The organism is Mesorhizobium sp., from assembly GCF_004963255.1.
Lineage (GTDB): Bacteria > Pseudomonadota > Alphaproteobacteria > Rhizobiales > Rhizobiaceae > Mesorhizobium.
This window is the reverse complement of the sequence record NZ_SUGA01000004.1, coordinates 143,347-163,986: the sequence shown is the minus strand read 5'-3', so window position 1 is coordinate 163,986 and position 20,640 is coordinate 143,347. Positions and strand designations below refer to the sequence as shown.

20 protein-coding genes are annotated in these 20,640 nt (G+C 56.6%); 11 read left to right on the top strand and 9 right to left on the bottom strand.

The window, feature by feature from the left end; all coding sequences use genetic code 11:
- Positions 1–26 precede the first annotated feature (26 nt).
- From E5X34_RS07345 to E5X34_RS07335, 3 genes are all read right to left on the bottom strand, one after another.
- Positions 27–1,103 carry a histidinol-phosphate transaminase gene (locus tag E5X34_RS07345; RefSeq protein WP_292562645.1) on the bottom strand — a complete coding sequence of 359 codons (1,077 nt, stop codon included), beginning with the start codon at positions 1,101–1,103 and terminating at the stop codon, positions 27–29.
- A gap of 201 nt (positions 1,104–1,304) precedes the next feature.
- Positions 1,305–1,562 (bottom strand): hypothetical protein, encoded by a 258-nt coding sequence (locus E5X34_RS07340; protein ID WP_292562643.1) that lies wholly within the window; start codon positions 1,560–1,562, stop codon positions 1,305–1,307.
- 144 nt (positions 1,563–1,706) lie between these two features.
- Positions 1,707–1,892, bottom strand: coding sequence for a hypothetical protein (locus E5X34_RS07335; RefSeq protein WP_042644823.1), 186 nt, complete (start codon positions 1,890–1,892; stop codon positions 1,707–1,709).
- 499 nt (positions 1,893–2,391) lie between these two features.
- On the opposite strand from E5X34_RS07335, the gene E5X34_RS07330 reads away from it, so the two are divergent.
- Entirely contained in the window at positions 2,392–2,892 is a 501-nt protein-coding gene (locus E5X34_RS07330; RefSeq protein ID WP_292562641.1) for a hypothetical protein, read from the top strand.
- Positions 2,893–2,963: 71 nt separating this feature from the next.
- On the opposite strand, the gene E5X34_RS07325 is transcribed toward E5X34_RS07330, so the two are convergent.
- Complete coding sequence (locus tag E5X34_RS07325; protein ID WP_292562640.1) at positions 2,964–3,206, bottom strand: helix-turn-helix transcriptional regulator; 243 nt, start codon at positions 3,204–3,206, stop codon at positions 2,964–2,966.
- A gap of 134 nt (positions 3,207–3,340) precedes the next feature.
- Between E5X34_RS07325 and E5X34_RS07320 the strand changes: the two genes are divergently transcribed.
- The 6 genes from E5X34_RS07320 (at position 3,341) to E5X34_RS07295 (ending at position 11,082) form a co-directional block, all read left to right on the top strand.
- Positions 3,341–3,589: a hypothetical protein gene (locus E5X34_RS07320; RefSeq protein ID WP_292562638.1), complete on the top strand. Its 249-nt coding sequence runs from the start codon at positions 3,341–3,343 to the stop codon at positions 3,587–3,589.
- A 394-nt stretch (positions 3,590–3,983) separates the two neighbouring features.
- Entirely contained in the window at positions 3,984–6,776 is a 2,793-nt protein-coding gene (locus tag E5X34_RS07315) for a DNA methyltransferase (RefSeq protein ID WP_292562636.1), read from the top strand.
- The gene (locus E5X34_RS07310; protein ID WP_292562634.1) at positions 6,773–8,830 is read left to right on the top strand and encodes a DEAD/DEAH box helicase; all 2,058 of its coding nucleotides are present in this window, start codon (positions 6,773–6,775) and stop codon (positions 8,828–8,830) included. The genes E5X34_RS07315 and E5X34_RS07310 overlap by 4 nt, the downstream gene beginning before the upstream one ends.
- A complete protein-coding gene (locus E5X34_RS07305; RefSeq protein ID WP_292562632.1) occupies positions 8,823–10,025 on the top strand; it encodes a GIY-YIG nuclease family protein in 1,203 nt (400 codons plus the stop codon). Before E5X34_RS07310 ends, E5X34_RS07305 begins: the two co-directional genes overlap by 8 nt.
- A 33-nt stretch (positions 10,026–10,058) precedes the next feature.
- On the top strand, positions 10,059–10,310 hold the full coding sequence (locus tag E5X34_RS07300; protein ID WP_292562630.1) for a hypothetical protein: 252 nt from the start codon (positions 10,059–10,061) through the stop codon (positions 10,308–10,310).
- Positions 10,311–10,536: 226 nt separating this feature from the next.
- Complete coding sequence (locus E5X34_RS07295) at positions 10,537–11,082, top strand: hypothetical protein (protein ID WP_292562628.1); 546 nt, start codon at positions 10,537–10,539, stop codon at positions 11,080–11,082.
- Between the two features lie 73 nt (positions 11,083–11,155).
- On the opposite strand, the gene E5X34_RS07290 is transcribed toward E5X34_RS07295, so the two are convergent.
- The 3 genes from E5X34_RS07290 to E5X34_RS07280 all read right to left on the bottom strand — a co-directional run bounded on the left by E5X34_RS07290 (position 11,156) and on the right by E5X34_RS07280 (position 14,305).
- Positions 11,156–11,677 (bottom strand): restriction endonuclease, encoded by a 522-nt coding sequence (locus E5X34_RS07290; protein WP_292562626.1) that lies wholly within the window; start codon positions 11,675–11,677, stop codon positions 11,156–11,158.
- Positions 11,677–12,423, bottom strand: a complete 747-nt coding sequence (locus E5X34_RS07285) for a restriction endonuclease (protein WP_292562624.1) — start codon at positions 12,421–12,423, stop codon at positions 11,677–11,679. The genes E5X34_RS07290 and E5X34_RS07285 overlap by 1 nt, the downstream gene beginning before the upstream one ends.
- Positions 12,424–12,892: 469 nt before the next feature.
- Complete coding sequence (locus E5X34_RS07280) at positions 12,893–14,305, bottom strand: hypothetical protein (RefSeq protein WP_292562622.1); 1,413 nt, start codon at positions 14,303–14,305, stop codon at positions 12,893–12,895.
- Positions 14,306–14,603: 298 nt separating this feature from the next.
- On the opposite strand from E5X34_RS07280, the gene E5X34_RS07275 reads away from it, so the two are divergent.
- The 4 genes from E5X34_RS07275 (at position 14,604) to E5X34_RS07260 (ending at position 18,325) form a co-directional block, all read left to right on the top strand.
- Positions 14,604–15,446: a hypothetical protein gene (locus E5X34_RS07275; RefSeq protein ID WP_292562620.1), complete on the top strand. Its 843-nt coding sequence runs from the start codon at positions 14,604–14,606 to the stop codon at positions 15,444–15,446.
- A 9-nt stretch (positions 15,447–15,455) separates the two neighbouring features.
- The gene (locus E5X34_RS07270; protein ID WP_292562618.1) at positions 15,456–16,505 is read left to right on the top strand and encodes a trypsin-like peptidase domain-containing protein; all 1,050 of its coding nucleotides are present in this window, start codon (positions 15,456–15,458) and stop codon (positions 16,503–16,505) included.
- 765 nt (positions 16,506–17,270) lie between these two features.
- Complete coding sequence (locus tag E5X34_RS07265) at positions 17,271–17,432, top strand: hypothetical protein (protein ID WP_292562616.1); 162 nt, start codon at positions 17,271–17,273, stop codon at positions 17,430–17,432.
- 254 nt (positions 17,433–17,686) lie between these two features.
- Positions 17,687–18,325, top strand: a complete 639-nt coding sequence (locus tag E5X34_RS07260; RefSeq protein WP_292562614.1) for a recombinase family protein — start codon at positions 17,687–17,689, stop codon at positions 18,323–18,325.
- Positions 18,326–18,644: 319 nt separating this feature from the next.
- Here the strand turns inward: E5X34_RS07260 and E5X34_RS07255 are convergent, their stop codons facing one another.
- Together E5X34_RS07255 and E5X34_RS07250 are read right to left on the bottom strand one after the other, a co-directional pair.
- On the bottom strand, positions 18,645–19,721 hold the full coding sequence (locus tag E5X34_RS07255; protein ID WP_292562612.1) for an XRE family transcriptional regulator: 1,077 nt from the start codon (positions 19,719–19,721) through the stop codon (positions 18,645–18,647).
- A gap of 6 nt (positions 19,722–19,727) precedes the next feature.
- Positions 19,728–20,357 carry a hypothetical protein gene (locus E5X34_RS07250; RefSeq protein ID WP_292562838.1) on the bottom strand — a complete coding sequence of 210 codons (630 nt, stop codon included), beginning with the start codon at positions 20,355–20,357 and terminating at the stop codon, positions 19,728–19,730.
- Between the last annotated feature and the right edge of the window lie 283 nt (positions 20,358–20,640).

Below are 20,640 nucleotides of genomic sequence, written 5' to 3'. Positions count from 1 at the left end.
TCTTGAAATCCCCTCGGATAAAAACCCTACCAGCATTGCCGACCCCGCAGGGCGGTGAGCGCGCGCAGCGTGCGATCCATGACGTCCTGCGGCCCGATCGTGATGCGCAGGCAATCGGTGAGGCCGTAACCGCCGAGGCCGCGCACGAAGATGTCGGCGCCACGTAGGGCGTTGTCGGCTGCCGCCGCTGCCGCCGTGCCGGCAAAGCGCACCAGGACGAAATTCGTCCGGCTTTCCGGGACCTCGTAGCCGGCGGCGCGCAAGCCTTGCGCGAAGCGGTCGCGAATGTCCGATGTGCGCGCCACCGTCGCGCGCATATGAGCCTGGTCCTCGACGGCCGCGACGGCCATGGCGAGGCTGACCGTCGAGACCTGGTTGGAGTTCTGCATTTTGCGCACTTCGGCGGCGATCTGGGGCGCGAACAACCCCCAGCCGACGCGCGCACCGGCCAGTCCGTATGCCTTGGACAGACTGCGCAGGACGACGGTGTCGCCGCGTCCGGCGAGCGCGAAAACAGCCTGCGGGTCCTGGTGGTCGAATTCGCCATAGGCCTGGTCGATCATCAGGAGAACGTCGCCAGGCAGCGCCGCGCGCAGGCGCAGCAGTTCCGCGTTCTTGATGCGCGTGCCGGTCGGGTTGCCGGGGTTGCAGACGAACACGATGCGCGTCTGCGGTGTGAGAGCCGCCAGGATGGTGTCGACCGAGACCTCAAAGCCGCGCTCCTGCGCCTTGACATAGGTCGCCCCGACACGGGCTGCCGCCGAGGCGGCAAAATTATAGGCATAGTCCGTGCCAAGCACCTCCGCGCCGGGACCGGCGAAGGCCGCAATCGTGCAGGCGATCAGCTCCATCGAGCCGGCGCCGCACAGGACAAGGTCACGCTCGACGCCATAGGTTTTTGCGATGGCCTCGCGCAGCAAGGTCCAGTCTGGGTCCGGATAAAGATGGCTGCGCGCGACGGCGTCACGCCCGGCCTCGATCGCCTTGGGGCTGGGCGGGAAGGCGCTCTCGTTCTGCGCCAATGTCGGCCGGTCATAGCCGCCGAAATTCGCCAGCGCGAAAGCGGACATGGCCTCGATATGGGCGGTGGCTTTCAGGGGCACGGCATGGTCCGGCGATCGGCTTGTCGGCAAGGTGTTTGAGCGGAGGCTAAGGCAGGGTGACCGAGCCGCAAAGCAAAATTCGCCGGTGCAATGGCTATGGGAATTTGGCCCATGCGGAGTGGGTGGCGCCGGTCTGGCTCCGTTTCTTCAATTAGGCGGGCCAGCCAGCTTTGTGCTGCTCAGTGTTTTCACCAGAGATGGCTACATGTCGTATCGGGGGACCATCTTTGGCGACCGCAGCTCCCGGGCAATCTTTGCCGCCTGGAAGATCGTCATAAGAACATAGGTCGTTTCACCTTCGGTCGAGTTTATGGCCAAGACCACGCGGCCAATCTCATCACTCATGGCGCAAGACCAATCCTTGACTGCAATCGCCCGTTTCCCCGCCATGTGCCCCTGCCTTTCCTTCGCGAGGTTATTTGGCGTCGTGAAGACCAGCAATTTGGACTGAATGCCCATTGCGTTGGGCCTAACGTCGTTGGCTAACCAGTAAGCCAGTGCTCCTGAATTTCCGCAGCCCGTGGCTGAATGCAAAAGGAAGGTGCGCTGTCACCGTAATCTTGCAATCGGGTTATCGAGATTGTCATCAACTCTGCGCGGCGTTCAGGGTTTAAACGCGTCGCGGTTGACGGTGATGGCCGGAGGCTTCCACCCGAAGCCTCCAGGCATATCCAACGCAGCGCTACGGAAACTCCGCTCGACTTCAGCGGTATAGGTGCCGTCGTTCTCGAAACGGTCCCAGAGAATGAAGCCGATAATGAGCGCGATGACGAACAGGGGCCAACGCATCGGACAGTCCCTCAGATGCCCGACCGATATTATCTGCCAGTGGACCCATAAATACAAGCTATTGCTAATATATAGTGACTTGGCGCGACAGCTATCTATGACCGCGAACTACGACCGGTCGCCAGGTTTCCGGCTGGGCGAAGCGCCCAAGTCTGGACTGGGGGCACGAAAATTCCATCGCCGATGCTCCCTCTGCAGGCCGATCCGCTCACCAAAAACGCGATCCATGGTGCCAAGTCTACCCTTCGAGCGGTTCCGGTGTAGATCGGCACCCAGCGAAGTCGAGTTGTGTAGATATGCCGCAGATCAGCCGATTTTTGGCTGCTCTGAAAAACTCTGAAGATCTTGGAATTGTTGGCTCCCCGGGCCAGAGCCAAGGCGAAAATAATATCAATTAATATCAATCAGTTACCTTGCTTTCGCACTGCGTTTTGTATAGCAAAATGATTAGCGAAACGCCGCCTAGCAGTGTCAGATTTTGAATCCGGTTGCAAAATCTATGAGCCTCTTCGAACCCACTGGCCTGCCGGAATGGAAGTGGCCACGGATGCCACTCTACAACGGTTTCACCCACGAGGAGCGAGTTCGCGGCTGGCAACTCATACACCACTTCATCGCCAGTGGCTGGTTGGCGAAGCCGGAGCGATGCTCGATCTCCGGTTCCACGGAAAACCTCCAGATGCATTGCGAGGACTATTACTCCCCGTGGTCTCCGTATCCGATCAGCCGGCAAATTCACATGACCTTGCACCGCCGGTTCCGCGAACCCGATGCTTGGAAACGCATCGTGGAAAGGTATGCCGTGACGGGCGAGGAGTGGTTCTATGTCCTTGCCATGGAGCCAATAGATTTGGCCGCAACGCTACGCGCCCAGTACGGGGCTCAAATCGCTGACGTTTTCCGGAGAGCCCCTTTCCCCGGAACAACATTGCCGCTGTTCAGCGGGGCTAGCACGGCCCGCCACGACCCTAACGCCAAGGGTGGGTCGGTTGGCAAATAGTCTGTACCTGCTAAAAGTCACAAGGGTCGAGGAAATTCACCGCCTGCAAGTTAACCCGCTCGGCGGCAGCATCAATCCGGGCTGTCTTGAAGAGTGCGCACCAGCGCAACCACATCCAAATCGATGATCTTAGCGATATCCATCAGTTCAACGAGATCGACTCGGCGCTCGCCGCTTTCGATGTTCGCAATGAATGGTTGATGCCGGCCGAGAACCTTCGCTACCTCGGTCTGTGACATCCCCTTTGCGCGCCGCTGACTGGCCAGCGCCGCTGCAACCATCCTGTGGCGCGTGGAGTGGACCGACTTCGGCATTGAACGGTTGACCAGTGATCAACCCGCCGGTAATCCGATATCCGGATTATCCAAAAATCAGATATTACGAACGGCATTGCCGCTGCCGGGCAAAGCAAACTTAGGGGGAGACAATGAGCCGAGCACTCGTCAACATGCTGTCGACCATGAACGTCTTTGTCGCGCTTATCATCATTGGGGCCGGCGCTCTATGGGGCAATGCTTATCTCCCCAAGGCCGGCGTCATTTTCGGTGCGATTGTAGGCTTCGCTGCCGCCTCGATCATCTGCGGAGCGCTCGCCGCTCTTTGTCTGATCGAGAAGCATCTACGCGTGCTCGCCGACGATCTGAAGAAGCGCCAGAAGGCGATTGTTCCGACTCGGACAGAGCCATCCATCAAATAGCCTGAGGACTTGATCCAACGACGAGCAGCCGCTCGCTTCATGGCTCGCGTCAACTTTCCCTATACCGGCTGGCGGAGGTCGATCGTTTAACAGGCACATCCGTTGGAAATAGGCCACGCGGCAGGTAGCAAAATCCTGCCTGGCCCCCCTGTTGCCTGCGGGCCGTCGCGGTCTAGACTGCGGATAAGCAGGACCTCAGCCGCCACCTTATCCCGACGAGGGAACACTCCTCGACCAGTTGATCGAGAGCAACCGCTTGGCGGATTGAGTTGGCCGGACTGGGCGGGGGCGTTGTGGTCGGCGTCTTTTGACAGAACAGACTGGTGAGATAACAGAAGGACAGTCGGCACTTCGGTGATTCTTCATCGTGCCGATGACTTCGGAGGGGCATTCGTTGAACGCAGTCGAGATCGAGGAAGCCATTACGGCTCTCGCAGAGCAGGCCTTTGATCCTGCCGAGTTCCCTTATCTCTTCCTGCAAGCCTTCGGAAATAAGGAAACGACGATCCGAAAGCTACGGGCGGGTGCGTCGAATAAGTCCGACCTTGCCGGCGGCGTGCTTCAGACTAGCAACATCCATATCGCCGTGGCCGCTCCCGGCGAAGTCACGGCGACGCTTGGTATGCTGAAAGCCAGCCCGGCCACGGTCAGGGCCAGGGCGAAATTTGCGCTGGCGACAGACGGAGACACCTTTGAGGCCGAAGACCTGGCGAGCGGCGAAACCGTTGCCTGTGCCTATGCCGATTTCCCGAATCATTTCGGTTTCTTCCTGCCACTCGCCGGCATCACGACCGTTAAGCAGATACGAGAGAGCTCCTTCGACATCAGAGCCACCGGCCGTCTGAACAGGCTCTACCGTACACTGCTGGAAGAAAATCCGGATTGGGATGCCGCCGAGCGCCGCGCAGAGATGAACCATTTCATGGCGCGGCTGATCTTTTGCTTCTTCGCCGAGGATACGGACATCTTCAACGGTACCGGCCTCTTCACGACCACGGTCGAGCAGATGAGCGCGCGCGACTCGTCGAACACCCACGAGGTCATCCGCACGCTATTCCTCACCATGAATACGAAGATCGCCGAACGGAAGGCGGCTAATCTGCCGAGGTGGGCCGACACCTTCCCGTATGTGAACGGAGAGCTTTTTTCGGGCAATATCGACGTACCACGTTTCAGCAAGATAGCCCGTTCCTACCTCATTCATATTGGTGGTCTCGACTGGACTAAGATCAACCCCGACATTTTCGGCTCAATGATCCAGGCGGTCGCTGACGATGAGGAGCGCGGCGCTCTCGGCATGCACTACACGTCCGTGCCGAACATACTGAAAGTGCTTAATCCGCTGTTCCTCGATGGACTGCGCGCGCGCCTTGAAGAGGCCGGCGATAATGCCCGCATGCTGCTCAACCTGCGCAAACGGATGTCGCGGATCAGGGTGTTTGACCCGGCCTGTGGCTCGGGCAATTTCCTCGTCATCGCCTACAAGGAAATGCGGGCCATCGAAGCCGAGATCAACAAGCGGCGAGGCGAGGACGACCGACGTACCGAAATCCCGTTGACCAATTTTCGGGGCATCGAACTGCGCGACTTCCCGGCGGAGGTTGCCCGCCTTGCGCTCATCGTCGCGGAGTTTCAGTGTGACGTGCTCTATCGCGGCCAAAAAGAGGCGCTGGCCGAATTTCTACCGCTCGACGCGCAGAACTGGATCACTTGCGGCAATGCCTTGCGGCTGGACTGGTTGAGCATCTGTCCCCCGATCGGGACTGGGGTGAGGCACCATGCGGACGACCTGTTTCCCACGCCTTTGGATCAAGCGCAGATCGATTTCGAGAACGAAGGCGGGGAGACGTATATCTGTGGAAATCCACCCTTCACGGGAACCCGCAAGCAGACTGATGAACAAAAGAGCGATCTGGAAACCGTCTTCTCTAGATACACGACGAAGTGGAAGAACGTAGACTACGTGGGCGCGTGGCTGGTTAAAGCGGCACAGTATAATAAACAGTGCCAGGCCCCTTTCGCCTTTGTCGCAACGAATAGCCTTTGCCAGGGGCAACAGGTGCCGATCACGTGGGCGGTTCTAAGGGATTTGGGGTTCCGAATACGATTCGCTTACACCTCATTTATTTGGTCGAATTTGGCCAAAAACCGTGCTGGCGTAACGGTGATAGTGGTAGGATTGGATGCCGACGCCGGTGGTGAACGATATCTGATGACTGGCGATAATAGGCGGTCGGTTGAAAATATAAATCCGTATTTGACAGAGCACAAAATAGATATTGTACCGCCATCGCGGCGACCGATGTTTACTTCCGTCGCGATGGACTATGGTGTTTACTATTCTAAATCTGCCGGATTGATGTTGGAGCCAAGTGAAGCACGCGACCTTTCGCAACGCGGTTTTCCAAGCAATCTGCTAAAGCGATTTCTCGGGTCAACTGAGTTTATCAATGGCGTGGAGCGGTATTGCCTTTGGCTTGATGATGCCGATCTCGGCATAGCTAATCAGTTTCCAGAGGTTCGTCGCCGAATTGAGGCTGTTCGCCAGGACCGACTAGAAACTGAAGACGCTGCGGTCAACAAACTGGCTGCCAGGCCGCATCAATTTCGTGAACGTAAAGGGGAAGAGCAACGGAAGATACTGATACCGATCGTGTCATCGGAGAATCGTGAGTATTTTCCTGCCGGATTGGTTGATGGAAGTGTAATTCCAACCAACAAGACCTTTTTTATTGGAAACGCGCCTCTGTGGTGCTTGGCAATATTATCATCGAAACTACATCTGGCATGGGTTGCCGCAATCTGCGGCCGCTTGCGATCAGATTACTCTTATTCCAATACGCTTGGTTGGAATACGTTCCCACTTCCCGCTCTTACAAATAAGAATGTCTCGGACCTGACCAATAGCGCTGCTGAGATTACGCTCGCGCGAGAGGCGCATTTTCCCGATTCATTGGCTGACCTGTACGAGGTCAAGGATGGCGTCTCTAAGATGCCGGTCGATCTGCGCGAAGCGCATGACCACAATGACGATGTGCTGGAGCGCATCTACATCGGGCGACGGTTCCGTAACGATACGGAGCGCCTAGAGAAGTTGTTCGACCTCTACACCAAGATGGCCGCGTCGCCGGAGGTCGCCCAAAAAGCCGGGGCAAAGAACAAGCGAGGGGCGAAGGAAAGAGCATGACCGACGAAAAGAAAATGGTCCCATCCGTTTCGGTCTCCTACGCCCGCAACGGCTCCTCGACCAAAGCCAACTCGCTCGGCATGAGGCCTATGCAGGAACGAGCTTATGAGCGGCGCGGCGAGCAGTATCTTCTCATCAAGTCACCTCCGGCTTCCGGCAAAAGCCGGGCGCTCATGTTCATCGCCCTCGACAAGCTGACCAATCAGGGCTTGAAGCAGGCTATAATCGTTGTGCCTGAGAAGTCCATCGGCGCCAGCTTCAACAACGAGCCTCTGACCAAGTTCGGCTTCTGGGCTGACTGGGCCGTCGAGCCGCAATGGAATCTCTGCAACGCTCCTGGTTCGGATAACGGCGGCAAGGTCAACTCACTTGGCGTCTTCCTGGAGGGCGACGACAAAGTGCTGGTCTGTACGCATGCGACCTTCCGATTCGCGGTAGAGAAGTTCGGCATCGAAAAGTTTGACGACCGGTTGATCGCCGTGGATGAGTTCCACCATGTTTCTGCCGACCCCGAGAGCAGGCTCGGGCAGCATCTTGGGCAACTCATCGCTCGTGACAAAGTGCACATCGTCGCTATGACCGGCTCCTATTTCCGGGGCGACGCAGTGCCCGTTCTCGCTCCGCAGGACGAGGAGAAGTTCGATACGGTCACCTACACCTACTACGAGCAACTGAACGGCTACGAATATCTGAAATCCCTCGATATTGGCTATTTCTTCTATTCCGGCCCCTATGCCGACGATATCCTCAAAGTCCTCGATCCCGCCGAGAAAACCATCATCCACATCCCAAGCGTCAATTCGCGCGAAAGCACGAAGGACAAGATCAGGGAGGTGGAGCACATCATCGAAGAACTGGGCGCGTGGCAGGGATCTGACCCCACTACTGGCTTCCAGTTGGTCAAGGCGAAGGATGGCCGCATCCTGCGCATCGCTGATCTTGTCGATGACGATGCGGCAAAGCGGGACAAGGTTTCCGCCGCGCTGAAAGACCCCGGCCAGAAGAACAACCGTGATCATGTGGACATCATCATCGCCCTGGGCATGGCCAAAGAAGGGTTCGATTGGATTTGGTGCGAGCACGCGCTGACGGTCGGCTATCGGTCGAGCTTGACCGAGATCGTCCAGATTATCGGGCGCGCAACCCGCGACGCCCCTGGAAAGACGCGCGCCCGTTTCACCAACCTCATCGCCGAGCCGGACGCTTCCGAGGAGGCCGTCACCGAGGCCGTTAACGATACCCTGAAAGCCATCGCCGCCAGTCTATTGATGGAACAGGTGCTCGCTCCGCGCTTTGAGTTCAAGCCGAAGTATCCTACGAGCGGCCCGACGCCCGGTTTCAACTATGGCGAGGGGGGCTATGATCCGAACAAGTGCAATGTTGGCTTCAATGAAAACACTGGAGAGTTCCAGATCGAGATCAAGGGCCTTGCCGAGCCGATGAGCAAAGAGGGGCAGCGCATCTGCCGAGAGGATTTGAACGAGGTCATAGCCGCGTTCGTTCAGGACAAGACGGCGATAGAGCGCGGCCTGTTCGACGAGGAACTGGTGCCGGAGGAACTGACCCAGGTCAGGTTGGGCAAGATTATCAAGGACAAATACCCCGGTCTGGGTGAGGAGGATCAGGAGGCCGTGCGCCAGCACGCCATCGCCGCCCTCAACCTGACGCAGCAGGCCAAACAGATCGCACTTGGCGGCGGCGACAACGAACCGCCATCCAACACTGCCCTGATCGACGGTGTGCGAAAATTTGCGATGGACGTACGCGAACTGGACATCGATCTAATCGACCGCATCAACCCGTTCGGCGAGGCTTACGCCATTCTCGCTAAGACAATGAGCGAGGACAGCCTGAAACAGGTAGCCGCCGCCATCGCCGGCAAACGCACCAGCCTGACGCCGGAGGAAGCCAAGGAACTTGCGGTGCGCGCGGTGAAATTCAAGAAGGAACGGGGACGGCTGCCGTCCATCAGTTCGAACGATGCCTGGGAGAAACGGGTGGCGGAGGGAGCGGCCGCCTTTGTGAGATTCAAGGACGAGGGCCGCTATGAGTGACCTCGACCTTGACAGCCTACGGGCCGAACTCGACGATTTCGCCGTCCCGGAAAAGAAGGGCGGCCGCTCGTCACGGGAGGAGCGGATTGTCGCCGGATTTGACGAAATCCAACGTTTCGCCGAGCAGCATGGCCATGCGCCGCAGCACGGTGAGGACCGCGAAATTTTCGAGCGGCTTTATGCCGTGCGTCTCGACCGGCTGCGCATGCTGGAAGAGTGCCGTTCGCTTCTAACGCCTCTCGACCGGTTAGGGCTTCTTGGCGGGGCAGCGTCTGTTGCCGCGCCCATAGAGACGATGGATGCGGACGAGTTGCTTGCCGAGTTGGGCGGCGCGATCGGATCGTCTGACATTACCGACCTTCGACATGTCCGCACCAGCGCTGAGAAGCGCGCCGCCGAGGAAATCGCCAACCGCGATCCCTGCCCGGATTTTGGGAAGTTCAAGCCGTTATTCACCAACGTTCAGCGCGACCTCGACACCGGTGTCAGGACAACCCGCTCGTTTGTGAAGGATGCCGGTTTCCTGAAAGCGGACATCACAGAAGGCCAGTTCTTCATTCTTGGCGGCCAAATCGCCTACGTGGCCGAAGTTGGCGAAACCTTCAAAGCCCCAAATGGGGAATACGACGCCCGGCTGCGTGTTATCTACTCCAACGGGACCCAAAGCAATTTGCTGCGTCGGTCGCTCCAGCGCGCGCTTTACAAGGACGAGGCAGGGCGACGCATCACTGATCCATCAGCAGGGCCGCTGTTCGGCGAAATGGCAGACGATGGAGACCTCGAAAGCGGGACTATCTACGTTCTGCGAAGCAAGTCCGACCATCCAGGCATCGTGCCGCATAGGGAACTCATTCACAAGATTGGTGTCACTGGCGGAAAGGTCGAGACGCGGATTGCTCACGCCGCGCTGGACGCAACCTATCTGCTCGCGGATGTCGATGTCGTAGCCACCTACAAGCTTTTCAACATCAACCGGACTAGGCTGGAAAACCTGCTGCATCGCATATTCGCGCCAGCCCGCCTCGACCTGACAATCGAAGATCGTTTCGGCAATCCAGTGAAGCCGAGGGAATGGTATCTCGTTCCCTTGTCGGCGGTGGACCAGGCAGTGGAGAAGATTCGGGACGGTTCTATTACCAAGTTCCGCTACGATCCACAGACAGCCCGCTTGGTCCAACAAGATGGAAGTAGCTGACCCGCTGTGCTTTCAAATAAGGGTAGGGAAGAAATGCGCGTCTATCGCTTGGAGCCAAAGACCGGCAGAAAGAGATATGCCGTTAAAGAGAACGGATACTATGTCCTTGGCGACTTCAAGAAGTTTGGCAGGAAGCAGCACACAGTCGTTAATCGCGTATTGGTTCGCACGGAGCAGGAGATGATCGATCTGATCATGCAGGGGCACTACGTCCGTGTTGAGGATGACGTTCGGCCTGACCTCGTCCGTAAGAACCTCTATATCGACGGCAAAAAGGTGACCTGAATCACCCGTTAGTCGGCGCTGGAAGCTCGTTGAAGCCAGCGTTTTGCGTGTTGCGAGCCGGCACCTGGCGCAGACGCGGAAACTGGCCCCGCTCGGCTCCTGCACCGGGGACTACGTTGAGCTCGGGCGGGCGAACTTTTGCGCCATTTCGGCGAAGACCAGGACATGCGGCCCTCTCTTGCTCGTTCAAAAACGACAGGAGCAGTGGCGATTTCGGAGGCGGTCAATGGCCAAGGCTAGAGAGGAATGGGGCGATGCCCAACTAGTCGCCGCAATCCATGAGCACTTGGGCGGTGCGCTTTATCACTTCTCTGATCGAGCCAATGAGGCGTCTATCGACAAGCACGGTCTGCTTTTGAAGGCTGAGGCCGCCGCGCGCGGCATCCGCCCCGAAATGCCCGGGGGGAACAGTCTTACAAATTTTTTCGACGCAAGAGACGGTCTCGTCGACTACGTGTTTATTTCCTTCTTCAAGACGGTGTTGATGCCAAAGGATCGCGGTGTCGATCGGCTTCGTCGACCGATGATGCTGGCGATCTCCCCTGAAATCCTCCTCTTAAAGGGGGTCGAGGTTAGGATCGGGCGTGGAGCAGGTGCGCGCCGCTTCAAGACGATGCGGGCATTCCATGAAATGGATTGGGATGTCTGGTTTCGGCCAGAATTGCGCGAAGATACGATGGGTGGCAAAGCGCGATGGAGCAGGTTCTTAGACTATGAAGTCCTCGTCCCAAAATGTGTGCCACGGCACTACATTCTTGGGATCGCTGAGTAGTCGAGCGCGTTAAGCTTCACACTGTCACGCTTTGGGAAGTACTTTTACCGGATTATGTGGCGATCTAATGCGATTAGCCAATTGTACCCTTAACGGCGAGGTCGCACAATTTCGTTTTTATTAGTTTGACCAGTTCATCTGTATCTGCCAGTGCGCTGATCTCGTCGATGGTGAGAACAATAAGCTTGCGACGCTGCGGGAGTGCCATAGCCACTGTCTGGTGCGCCGCTGTCAGATCGCCGGCGTCGCCGGTGATCCCCAAAGTGGTCACCAGAATACCAAAATCCAGTCCCCGGTTCGCAAGCTTTGTAAGGAACCAGGCAACCTCGACGCTGCCGACACGGTTCGACCAATTCTTGGCTTCGACGAGGATGATGTTGGGGAGAAACGGCAAGCCTTCATTGAAGAGTGCAACGTCGATCTCTTCGGTCGCGAACTCGTTCTTTTCGTTGCGATGGGTAATCGCGATGCCCGGCACGAGGTCGAACAAGTAGCAGATCAAGTCCTCTAATGCTTTGCCCTTGTCTGCAGTCGTCGCTCCGTTGACGCCGGCGTCGACAAAGCCTTGGATCATGTTTTGATTGATCGCGACCACTAGATTGATCCGCCGTGGACACGACGATTACGCAGGTCACGTATGATGTCATCGAAGGGCTCGTGGCGCATCCGCTCAAAGAGCGTCTTAAGAGACAATAAAAGCACGTTGGGCGGTAGTGAGCCCCGGAGCGTTGTCTGCTCGCCGTCGCCATAAAGCAGGAGGCCCCAATAGCTTCCCGACGCCGCAACCTGCTGCGACAGTTGCCGGACGGCTTCACTGGCGAGACTGGGCTCGCGCAGCCTAGACCTGATCTCGACCAATAGCGGATTGCCCACGGAGGCCTGCAACGCGTCGGACCAAATAGCTAGATCAACACCTTGTTCTCGACCCGGTGCGGTCGAAACGACGTCTACGCCGCCTTCTCTCAGCGCGTTCTCGACCAGACGCTCTAACTCCAAAGGCGAGCTTGTACCGAGTTGATAACTCCCTTGAAGATAACGGTCGGCTGCCGGCCCCAAAATTCGCGCGGCGGTAGGTACTCGCTCTTGAGCGAAGCTGGATGCAGGGGCGGCCAAAAGCTGATCGAGCGCAAATGCTATCGCCTCGCGATTAGACAGGTTTGCACGAACTGTCAGGAATCGCTGGAGATAAGACGGAAGAAACGAGGCGTTCGGGGGTGCGAAGAGCAGAATCCGCTTGCCCATTCCCCAAGCTTGGCCGAGATCGAAAAGCACCCAGTCCGAGCGGCGCTCCCTTGTCATCACACCTATGACAAGGTCGGTGTCTGCCAGAATGCTTGTCATCGCCGACGATTGGCCCTCAGGGTGCCTTTCGGGAACGACAATACGGATGTCTCGTTGGCGAAGTGCCTCTGTCAGCGTCTTTAGGTTGCTGTTAGCGGGGGCCACTATGTAACAGGTTCGAACGCTGGTGCTCACTGCCATAGCAAGACATCGCTCTCTTGTTGTTTCGAACAGACGGCTTTTGCATAGTATCGTGACCATGTCACGTCCGCTATGTTGGCATCAAGTTTTCTCGGTGAAACCTGCTTATCGGCCAACTGTTGCGCTGGCCGCCGCGCTCTCGGGTGTCCAAGGATCTTTCCAAGTAAGCCAGTACCCGCTTCCGTACGCATTTCCCAACGGTCTGCCATGCCATTAGTTCAACTACAGCGCTATTTGGCTCGGGAGCTTTGAGTATATCTGCAATATCGGATTGGGCCACGCCGCTGCCTGTGTGAAGCTGGACTGAGCTTGACCATATTCAACAAGCCTATCCAGCCTCGTACGTGGGGCGCTCTTTCATAAAGCGAGTGAACTCCGGCAAAGCGTGATAATTGTTGGCCAATCCTGCAACATCGACACCAAGGTCGCCGAGGGTTCGCAACATCAGTAGGGCGGTTACAGTTTGCGTCTCCTCATAAAAGGATTGCACGTCGGCTTCGCTCATCAAGGGCGCCGAATGGAACATCGTTGCCCGGCGTTCTGATATGCGTTTGGCCAACTTCGGATCGAATCTGAACCCCAAAAGGTTTAAAGCCTCGATCGACCGCTCGATCAGGGATGGCAGCGACGGCGCTTTCTTGTTGACTAGCTTGAGATGTTTTTTTGAAAACTCCTTGATTTCATCGTTTTCGGCAGCGTCGACGTAGGCGAAGAACGCCTTTTCGGAGGCTAGATAACTTTCCTCCTCTGCGTCCTTGAATGTGGCTTGGACATACTGTTCGAACACAGGCATCACAGCCGCAAACCTGTCATTGAGCGAGCTACTAAACCATCGACTTTGCTGCACTGCGTAAATGCGGGTGACAATATCTACCGGGGCAGCCGTGAAATTCCTAAGGACACCTGAGAGACTGGTACCGTCATTCCCACATCGATTAATACGCTCGAATGGGTGCGGCGTCGGAACATCCTTGAAGTGAACACCGCCAAGCTCAAGCTCTCCAATTGGAACTGGAGATTTGCTGTCGAAACCAGGAGGGGCTTGAGGCCGGAGATGGAAAATGGGCAGTTTCGGTCGAAAACCCGCGAGGAAGCCGAAAGTAAGTTCCAAGCCAAGGCACAAATCCATAACATCAGACAGGGACCGCAGATTGTCGAAGGTGATTTTGAGAAGCGAGTTTGAGCGTATCTCGCTCGTGCTGTGGTCAGACCTCACCTCCGCAACGTTTGTCGCCACGACGGTGCCGAGGCCTTCGACGACAGTTGTCTCAGATTCGGGTGCCGTCACCTCAATACTCATCGTGCGGTGGCTTTCGCCCATGGTGGGGACGAAGTGTCGTCCACCGTACCAAGCGCCGAAAGCTTGGGACTCGAAACTAACCCCTTCGAAGCGTGCTTCGTGCTCATCCTCAATAGCCAGGCCGGTAAGGAGAGAGTGGAAAGTCCCCTCAAGTCTTGTGCGGACAAATGGATCGGTGACCCCGTACTTGCCCGGGTCCACACGCAGCACAAGTGGGCGGATTAGTGTCGCTGGGCGCTGATGATCCAGAAGTATGACGGTTGGTTTGGCATTCTGAAATTTACCGTTGTCGTAAACATTGTTCAGGTCGGCGTGCCGGATTGTCTCAAATTTCCAACGCCGGAATTGGTCGTCTTCGTACCATAGGCGCCCAGTCCAAGACTCGCTCCCCTCTTCTTCCGGCACATAGATCCAAATCGCCTTGGTTAGGCCTGCTTCCATTTCCCCCTCCTGTCGCTGATCCCACCGCTCTGCAAGATTGTCTTCTAAGCTACCGCCCAGCAAATGGCTACTGTCGCCGCAAACACGGGGCGACACCTGGTGTATATCCCACTCCCACCTGGCGAACTGTTCGATCAAGATTGCCGCGCACACCTGGTTTCACCGCGCGCGGCTTGATATTATAGGAAGCATGTGCTTTGCTTTTGCTCTCTAGGCAAAGCGGAGAGGGAGCGTGCGGCGCCAGGGACAGATAAACTCTGCTATAGGAGCTAGCCTGCCCACCCGGCGGGAAATGCTTTTGGGCGCGGCTGTCCTCTCTGGATTCCATTTTTTGAGCCTACGTTCTGCAGAAGCGACCAGCCCGTCTGAGACTGTCCAATTGGCTCTCAAAGATTTCCAGAACTCAAGCGATTTGTCAGAAGTAAATTACCAATTCCGTGAGTTTGCTGAAAACTTCCCTGCATTGAAGCTAGAGCGAGCCCCCAGCCGCCTCAAGCCTTCCAAATTAAAGATATCTCCCGACGCGATCAGCCTAATCATCGCCTTTGAGGTATCTAGCGAGACGCTTTATAAGCAGCGGTATCAAAAGCCGGTATGGCCAGGAGGTAGATCGGGTATAACGATCGGTTTAGGCTATGATATCGGCTATGTAACTGTAGCGGGATTGAAAGACGATTGGTCTAACATCTTGAACAATGACTCCGCGATAAAGACATTAAGTCACACGTGCGGCGTTACTGGCGATGCGGCTCGCGATCTAGTGCCTAACGTTTCCGATGTTGAAGTGTTGTGGGAACCCGCACGAACTCAATTCGACATTGAGATTCAGAAGTATGTCGCGTTAACTCAACGAAGTCTTCCGAATTTTAAGGCGCTATCTGAAGATTGTCGCGGGGCGCTAGTCTCGTTGACATATAATCGGGGCCCTTCGTTTGACGTTCCGGAGACGAGCGACGGCTCCGGCAGATATCGCGAGATGCGAAATATACGCAAGCATATGGTGCAGGGAGAATTCAAGCTAATTCCTGACGAAATAAGAAGCATGATGAGGCTTTGGCCTGGCGTAAAAGGATTGTTGCGAAGGCGCGAAGCAGAGGCTGCGCTCTTTGAGGTTGGTTTGGGAAAATTACCAGCGAATTAAGACGCCCAAATGAAGGATTTTCACCGAATCTGCGCTGCGTTGGGTCTTTGTTTTGCGGGTAGCTCGTCGCAATTATACGCGACAGAGAGCTCGGCACCTGCATCGCGACGAGAGAGCGTCTCACCGGCATCAGACTATTTTACTTTGGCAAAGATGGTCGGGCAGCTTAGTTTGGAGCTTCCGGACGATAGTGGGGGGTCAACCGTAACCGCAGTTTGTTCGGCATTGGCTATTTCGACGAAATACATAATCACTGCGCGACATTGTTTTTACGACCAGGCCGGGGGAGATGTCGGGTATATTCGGTCTTATGTCTGGATGGCACATACCGACGGCGCCAAAAAAGTATATGAGCTGAAGCATGCGTTCGCCGAGGAGAGCGAGCAGAATGATTTCGTAATAATTGAGAGCAAAGAGCCAATCGCTGAGTTCTCCGGGGCTTCGCTCAAGTTGCCCGACTCTCCCGTGGGTGCGGGTGAGGATTTATTTATGCTGCACTTTCCTGGCCCGGGCTCATTGGTCTTAACTCGCCTTGATTGCAAGACGTCAGACCCTGGAATAGCGGACACAAAGATTCATCATACGTGCGACACCGACTCGGGCAGTTCGGGAGCGCCAATTTTTGATGGCAAGTTTGACTTTGTAGGGATGCATCAGGCGGGAGGACGCGGAAGCGATCCGAAATCGTTTAACACGGGGCTCGCCGTCGGGGCACTACTGTCGGCTAGTCCGATATTTGCGGGGGCGGTTTCGGCCCCCCAGGTTAACCCAGCTGTGGTGCCAGTAGCTGCTCTTGAATACGAGTACGACAGCTCAATAGGTGCGTCGTTTATTAAACAGGGCCAAGATTGGTATTGGCGGTCGGGTGACGAACCTATGACTGTTCTCGTCGCGCAACATTCTGTTCCAAACATGTTTACATTTTGGGACCCGACGCGAGATTTACTTGTTCGTTGGCCCGAGCCCGGAGGCGACTTGACTTCGAAGGGGGCCTCGAAGGCAGCGGCTCCGTTCGTCAAGATCGGACAGGTCGTTAAGAAACATGGACCGAACCAATGAGCCTCCGCTGCCTGATTGCGTTGGGAGCTGTGCTCTTACTATCCGCCCCGGCCGGGGCAGGCGGGATGATAATGTATGGGCCGGGGACAATTGTGGATTCAGCCAGCCTTCCGCGAGAGATTAAGCCGCCCGAATACCTCGCGGAGAAGTTGGATCCTTTCTCATTTGATGCCAGTTTAAAACGTCTTCCTGTCCTAGTTCTAGATGGCGCAACTCTCAGCATCTCTGCCACCAGCGCTTCCGGAAGCGGGTATTTTGGCGCGGAGAACATCTCAGTGTCAAAGATGGTATTAAAGAATGGCGCCAAGATTGTTACGAACGGCGTGAACTTAATCGTGAATGCGTCCGAGTTCGAATGGGACAACGCAAGCATCGTGAGCTTCGATGATCGAATTAGTGGCAATGGCATCGATAGGCTTTCGGGCCGATCAGGCGGAACCGTGCTTTTGAATGCTATTGATGTAAACCCGCGATCTCTGTTGACCGTTGACCTAAGTGGCCAGCCGGGCGAGCCGGGACAAGAAGGCGCTCCGGGTTCGCCTGGTGCTCAAGGGCTGAATGGAGAGCCAGCACTTGAGGAATTATTGAACTGTCGCAGGTCGGGCAAGCCGGGAAGTCCGGGAGGTCAAGGCGGACCCGGTGGTCCAGGAGGTAGAGGCGGCGACGGTGGGAACGGAGGCTATCTCGTTCTGCGAGGCCCGATTAGCGCATTCAGGGCTGAAATTTTGTTTACTTCCAATGGTGGACAGGGAGGAGCAGGGGGCCATGGCGGTCGAGGCGGCCCTGGTGGGCGCGGTGGCCGTGGCGGGAACGGTAGTCATTTTTGTAGCGGCGGCAAGGACGGGCCTTCAGGCTCCGATGGTGTGGATGGGCCTCCCGGATCAAATGGCGCAATTGGAGAGCCCGGGTCGATACGAGCTGAATTAGAGTAGGCTGGAATCTGCCCCCGCCAGCACAAATTGCTGGGCGGCTGCCAAGCTGTCATGCGTGCTCTCTGGTTGACTACCCAGATCTTACACGCACTCACGCGGCCCGAAATGAAGCCGCGTCTGCTCCCGTGGCGGCCGGTTCTTCAAGGTATGCTTTTAGCGAACCACCTTTTGGGCTGGTTCGATAATAATGTTTGACCACCCTAATCGTACCGGGCAATATCAGACGGTTCATATCGAACCGGGGGTCACATGTTCGTACGCGCATATCTTCGAGCCTCAACCAAAGAGCAGGACGCCAGCCGTGCCAAGAGCGATCTCCTCGCGTTCGCCAAAGAGCGGGGCCTCAAAATCGCCGCCACCTATCTGGAGAACGAGAGCGGAGCATCCTTAGCCCGCCCGGAATTGTTCCGCCTTCTTGCCGACTGTGAGCCGGGAGATATCCTCCTCATCGAACAGGTGGATCGGTTGAGCCGCCTCAATGCCGTCGACTGGGAGCGCCTCAAGCAGGAGATTGCACAACGGAAGGTCAAGATCGTTGCGTTGGACCTTCAGGCCTCGCACCAGATGATGACGGCGGAGGAGGACTCCTTCACGGCGCGCATGTTGGAAGCGGTCAACGGGATGCTACTGGACATGTTGGCAGCCATTGCCCGCAAGGATTATGATGACAGGCGACGCAGGCAGATGCAGGGCATTGCAAAGGCCAAGGACGAGGGCAAATACCGGGGTCGTCCCGAAGACAAGGCGCGAAACGCGGCGATCCAAAACATGCTCACCAGCGGGCAAAGCTGGAGCACCATCGTTTCGGCAACGGGATGTTCCCGGTCAACACTGTCGAGACTGGCAAGGCGAGTGGCGGATAAGACTGGGATTATACCGCAAGCTTGATTTCCGGACCGCCTCATTTTGCAACCTGTTGGGCAAACTCGGGTAGGGTATCAGTTTGAATTAAAAAGCCGACTCCGTGAGCGATGTGCAGAATTTGCATCTGCGCAAACAGGGCCAAAAGCTCTTTCGGTCAAATCCGTCCTGAAGCCATTGCGCTGAAGGATGGCGATAATCTCCCGCTGGCGGGCAGTGTGGCGCTCGCCCTAGAGCACGGTCCTGCTCCAGCATCGCCAGAACGCAACAGCGTCCATCTTCTCGTATCGACCAGAGTGTTTTCGACACGCCAGCGGCCACTGCAGGGAAGTATGAAAAGTTCACATTAAATCAGGCGCAAGCCAGCGCGGCTATCGTCCCGATCCGGTCGGACGACTGGTCCAGCCAATCCCCAGATCAGCCCTTCAAGCTCATCTGGCGGGAGATGTAGAAGGCCCGCTATTTCGTGCTTTGTCACTTTCTCGCTCCAGAGGTGGGCGAGAATTTTCCTCCAGACCGCTGATGTCTCGCGCTCGATGCCGTTGGGCTCGCCGCTCCGATAGCCCCGGCGGCCTAGCTCAATGCAGGCAGATTTGTATTGCCACTCGCTAAGCAAATTCAACGAATGAAGCCTGTAGGCCATCGCCATCGCCGATACCCGCCAACGGGCCTTTGCGCGAATAATAAGATCGACAGTGATGAACCGCGGCATACGTGAACGCACATCGTTCTCCGGCATCAAAAATGCCGAAGCGAATTGGTTGGCCTCGCGCTCGGCCGTTCGCGACAGCTGAGAGCCGGCGTGCCTGTGCATCACCAAATGGCATAGCTCATGGGCAGCATCAAAGATGCTGTGTTCCGCAGTTTTGTAGTTATTCAAAAATACGAATGGCCGTTCATCGCGCCAGAACGAGAAGGCGTCCACCGAGCTAGTCGCTTCCGAAAGGGAGAACACCCTGACCCCTTGAACCTCCAAAAGACCAAGCATGTTGCCAATGGGCTTTTCTCCTAGGCTCCAATAGGCGCGCAGAGTGCGAGCGGCTGCTTCTGGGTCTGTTTCGTAGCTGAGATCCACCAGGTTGGCGTCAGGCAGACTAAACTGCCCTTCAAGCCAATCGCTCAATTGCAGACCAAGGCGGCCGGCGTTGATGGCGGCATCGCGTTCCTTTGAACTCATTTTCGAAAGGCTTCGAAAACTGACAGCCGTAGTGTCGAGTTCGTCAGGGTCATCGAGATAGAAAAAGGTCGCCGGATAGGCGAGCGCTTTTGCGAACCTATCCACTGTAGCCTCGTCGGGCTCATTCTCACCATTTTCGACGCGGGACACGGTGATCGGCGACAAGCCGGCCGCCTCAGCGAGTCCTTTGCCAGTCATCCGCCGCCGTTTCCGGGCGAGGATGAGTCTCTTCGGATTGAATGCCATGACGCTTTACTTCTTACGGGCAACCTGCGGATCGAAATCGTCGGCCGCGTCATCTTCGTCAAGCGACAACTTCGGCTCTTTGTCGAGATCGCTACCGTCAGACAGATACAGGCGCTCGACAAAGTGCTGAAAAGTGCCGTTCTTAAGCAGCGGGCAACTTAGTTCCACCGCCCCGTCGGGAGCCACCATCAGATAGAAGACGGTCCAACCGGCCTCGGCAACAGCGGGGGCATAGTGCGGAAGCCCGCCGAACAGGTCGTTGCCGACGCACAGACGCTCGGCACCGGCTCCTTTGGTCGAGCGCGGCTTAGGCGGGTGGTCGTCATTGCAAGCAATGTCCACGTTGGCGAAGACGACTTTGATGCGCTTGGTCTCGTTCTTAATGGTCTCGACCCCGTTCGTGCGATCAAGCACCCAGACCTTGCCGACAAACTCATTCCTGAGTGCGAAAGTACCGAAGTGATAGGACAGAGTGCCGGCCGTGTTCGCGGGGTGGTAAGGCGTGGTGTCGGCCGCCGCGCCGACAGCCGTAGCGCGGATGTTCAAGAGCTTGGCCTTTTCAAGCTGAAGGTCTTCAAGGCGAGGCAGAACTTGCCAGTCTTCCCGAAGGATACGGGTCGGGACCATTTGGGGCATTTCAGGCACAACGGTTCTCCGTGTTAACGAATCTTCCCCTACCGTATGGGAGAAATTCTTAACACGCAACCACTGTTCGGGTTTTCACGCCGCCTTCTTACTGATCTCCAAGCGCCGCTCCGGTGACACGTGGGCGCATTTTTTCCGTCTTTCGAGCCGAGCTTTGGCCGCTGGGCTCTTGCCGTCGTCAGGCGTGTCGTGGGCTTCCTGGCCAGTTTAATGCGCATAACGCGGACGGCGTATCGCCATGAAGCCCGAGCCAAGAAGGGTTATCAATCATGGG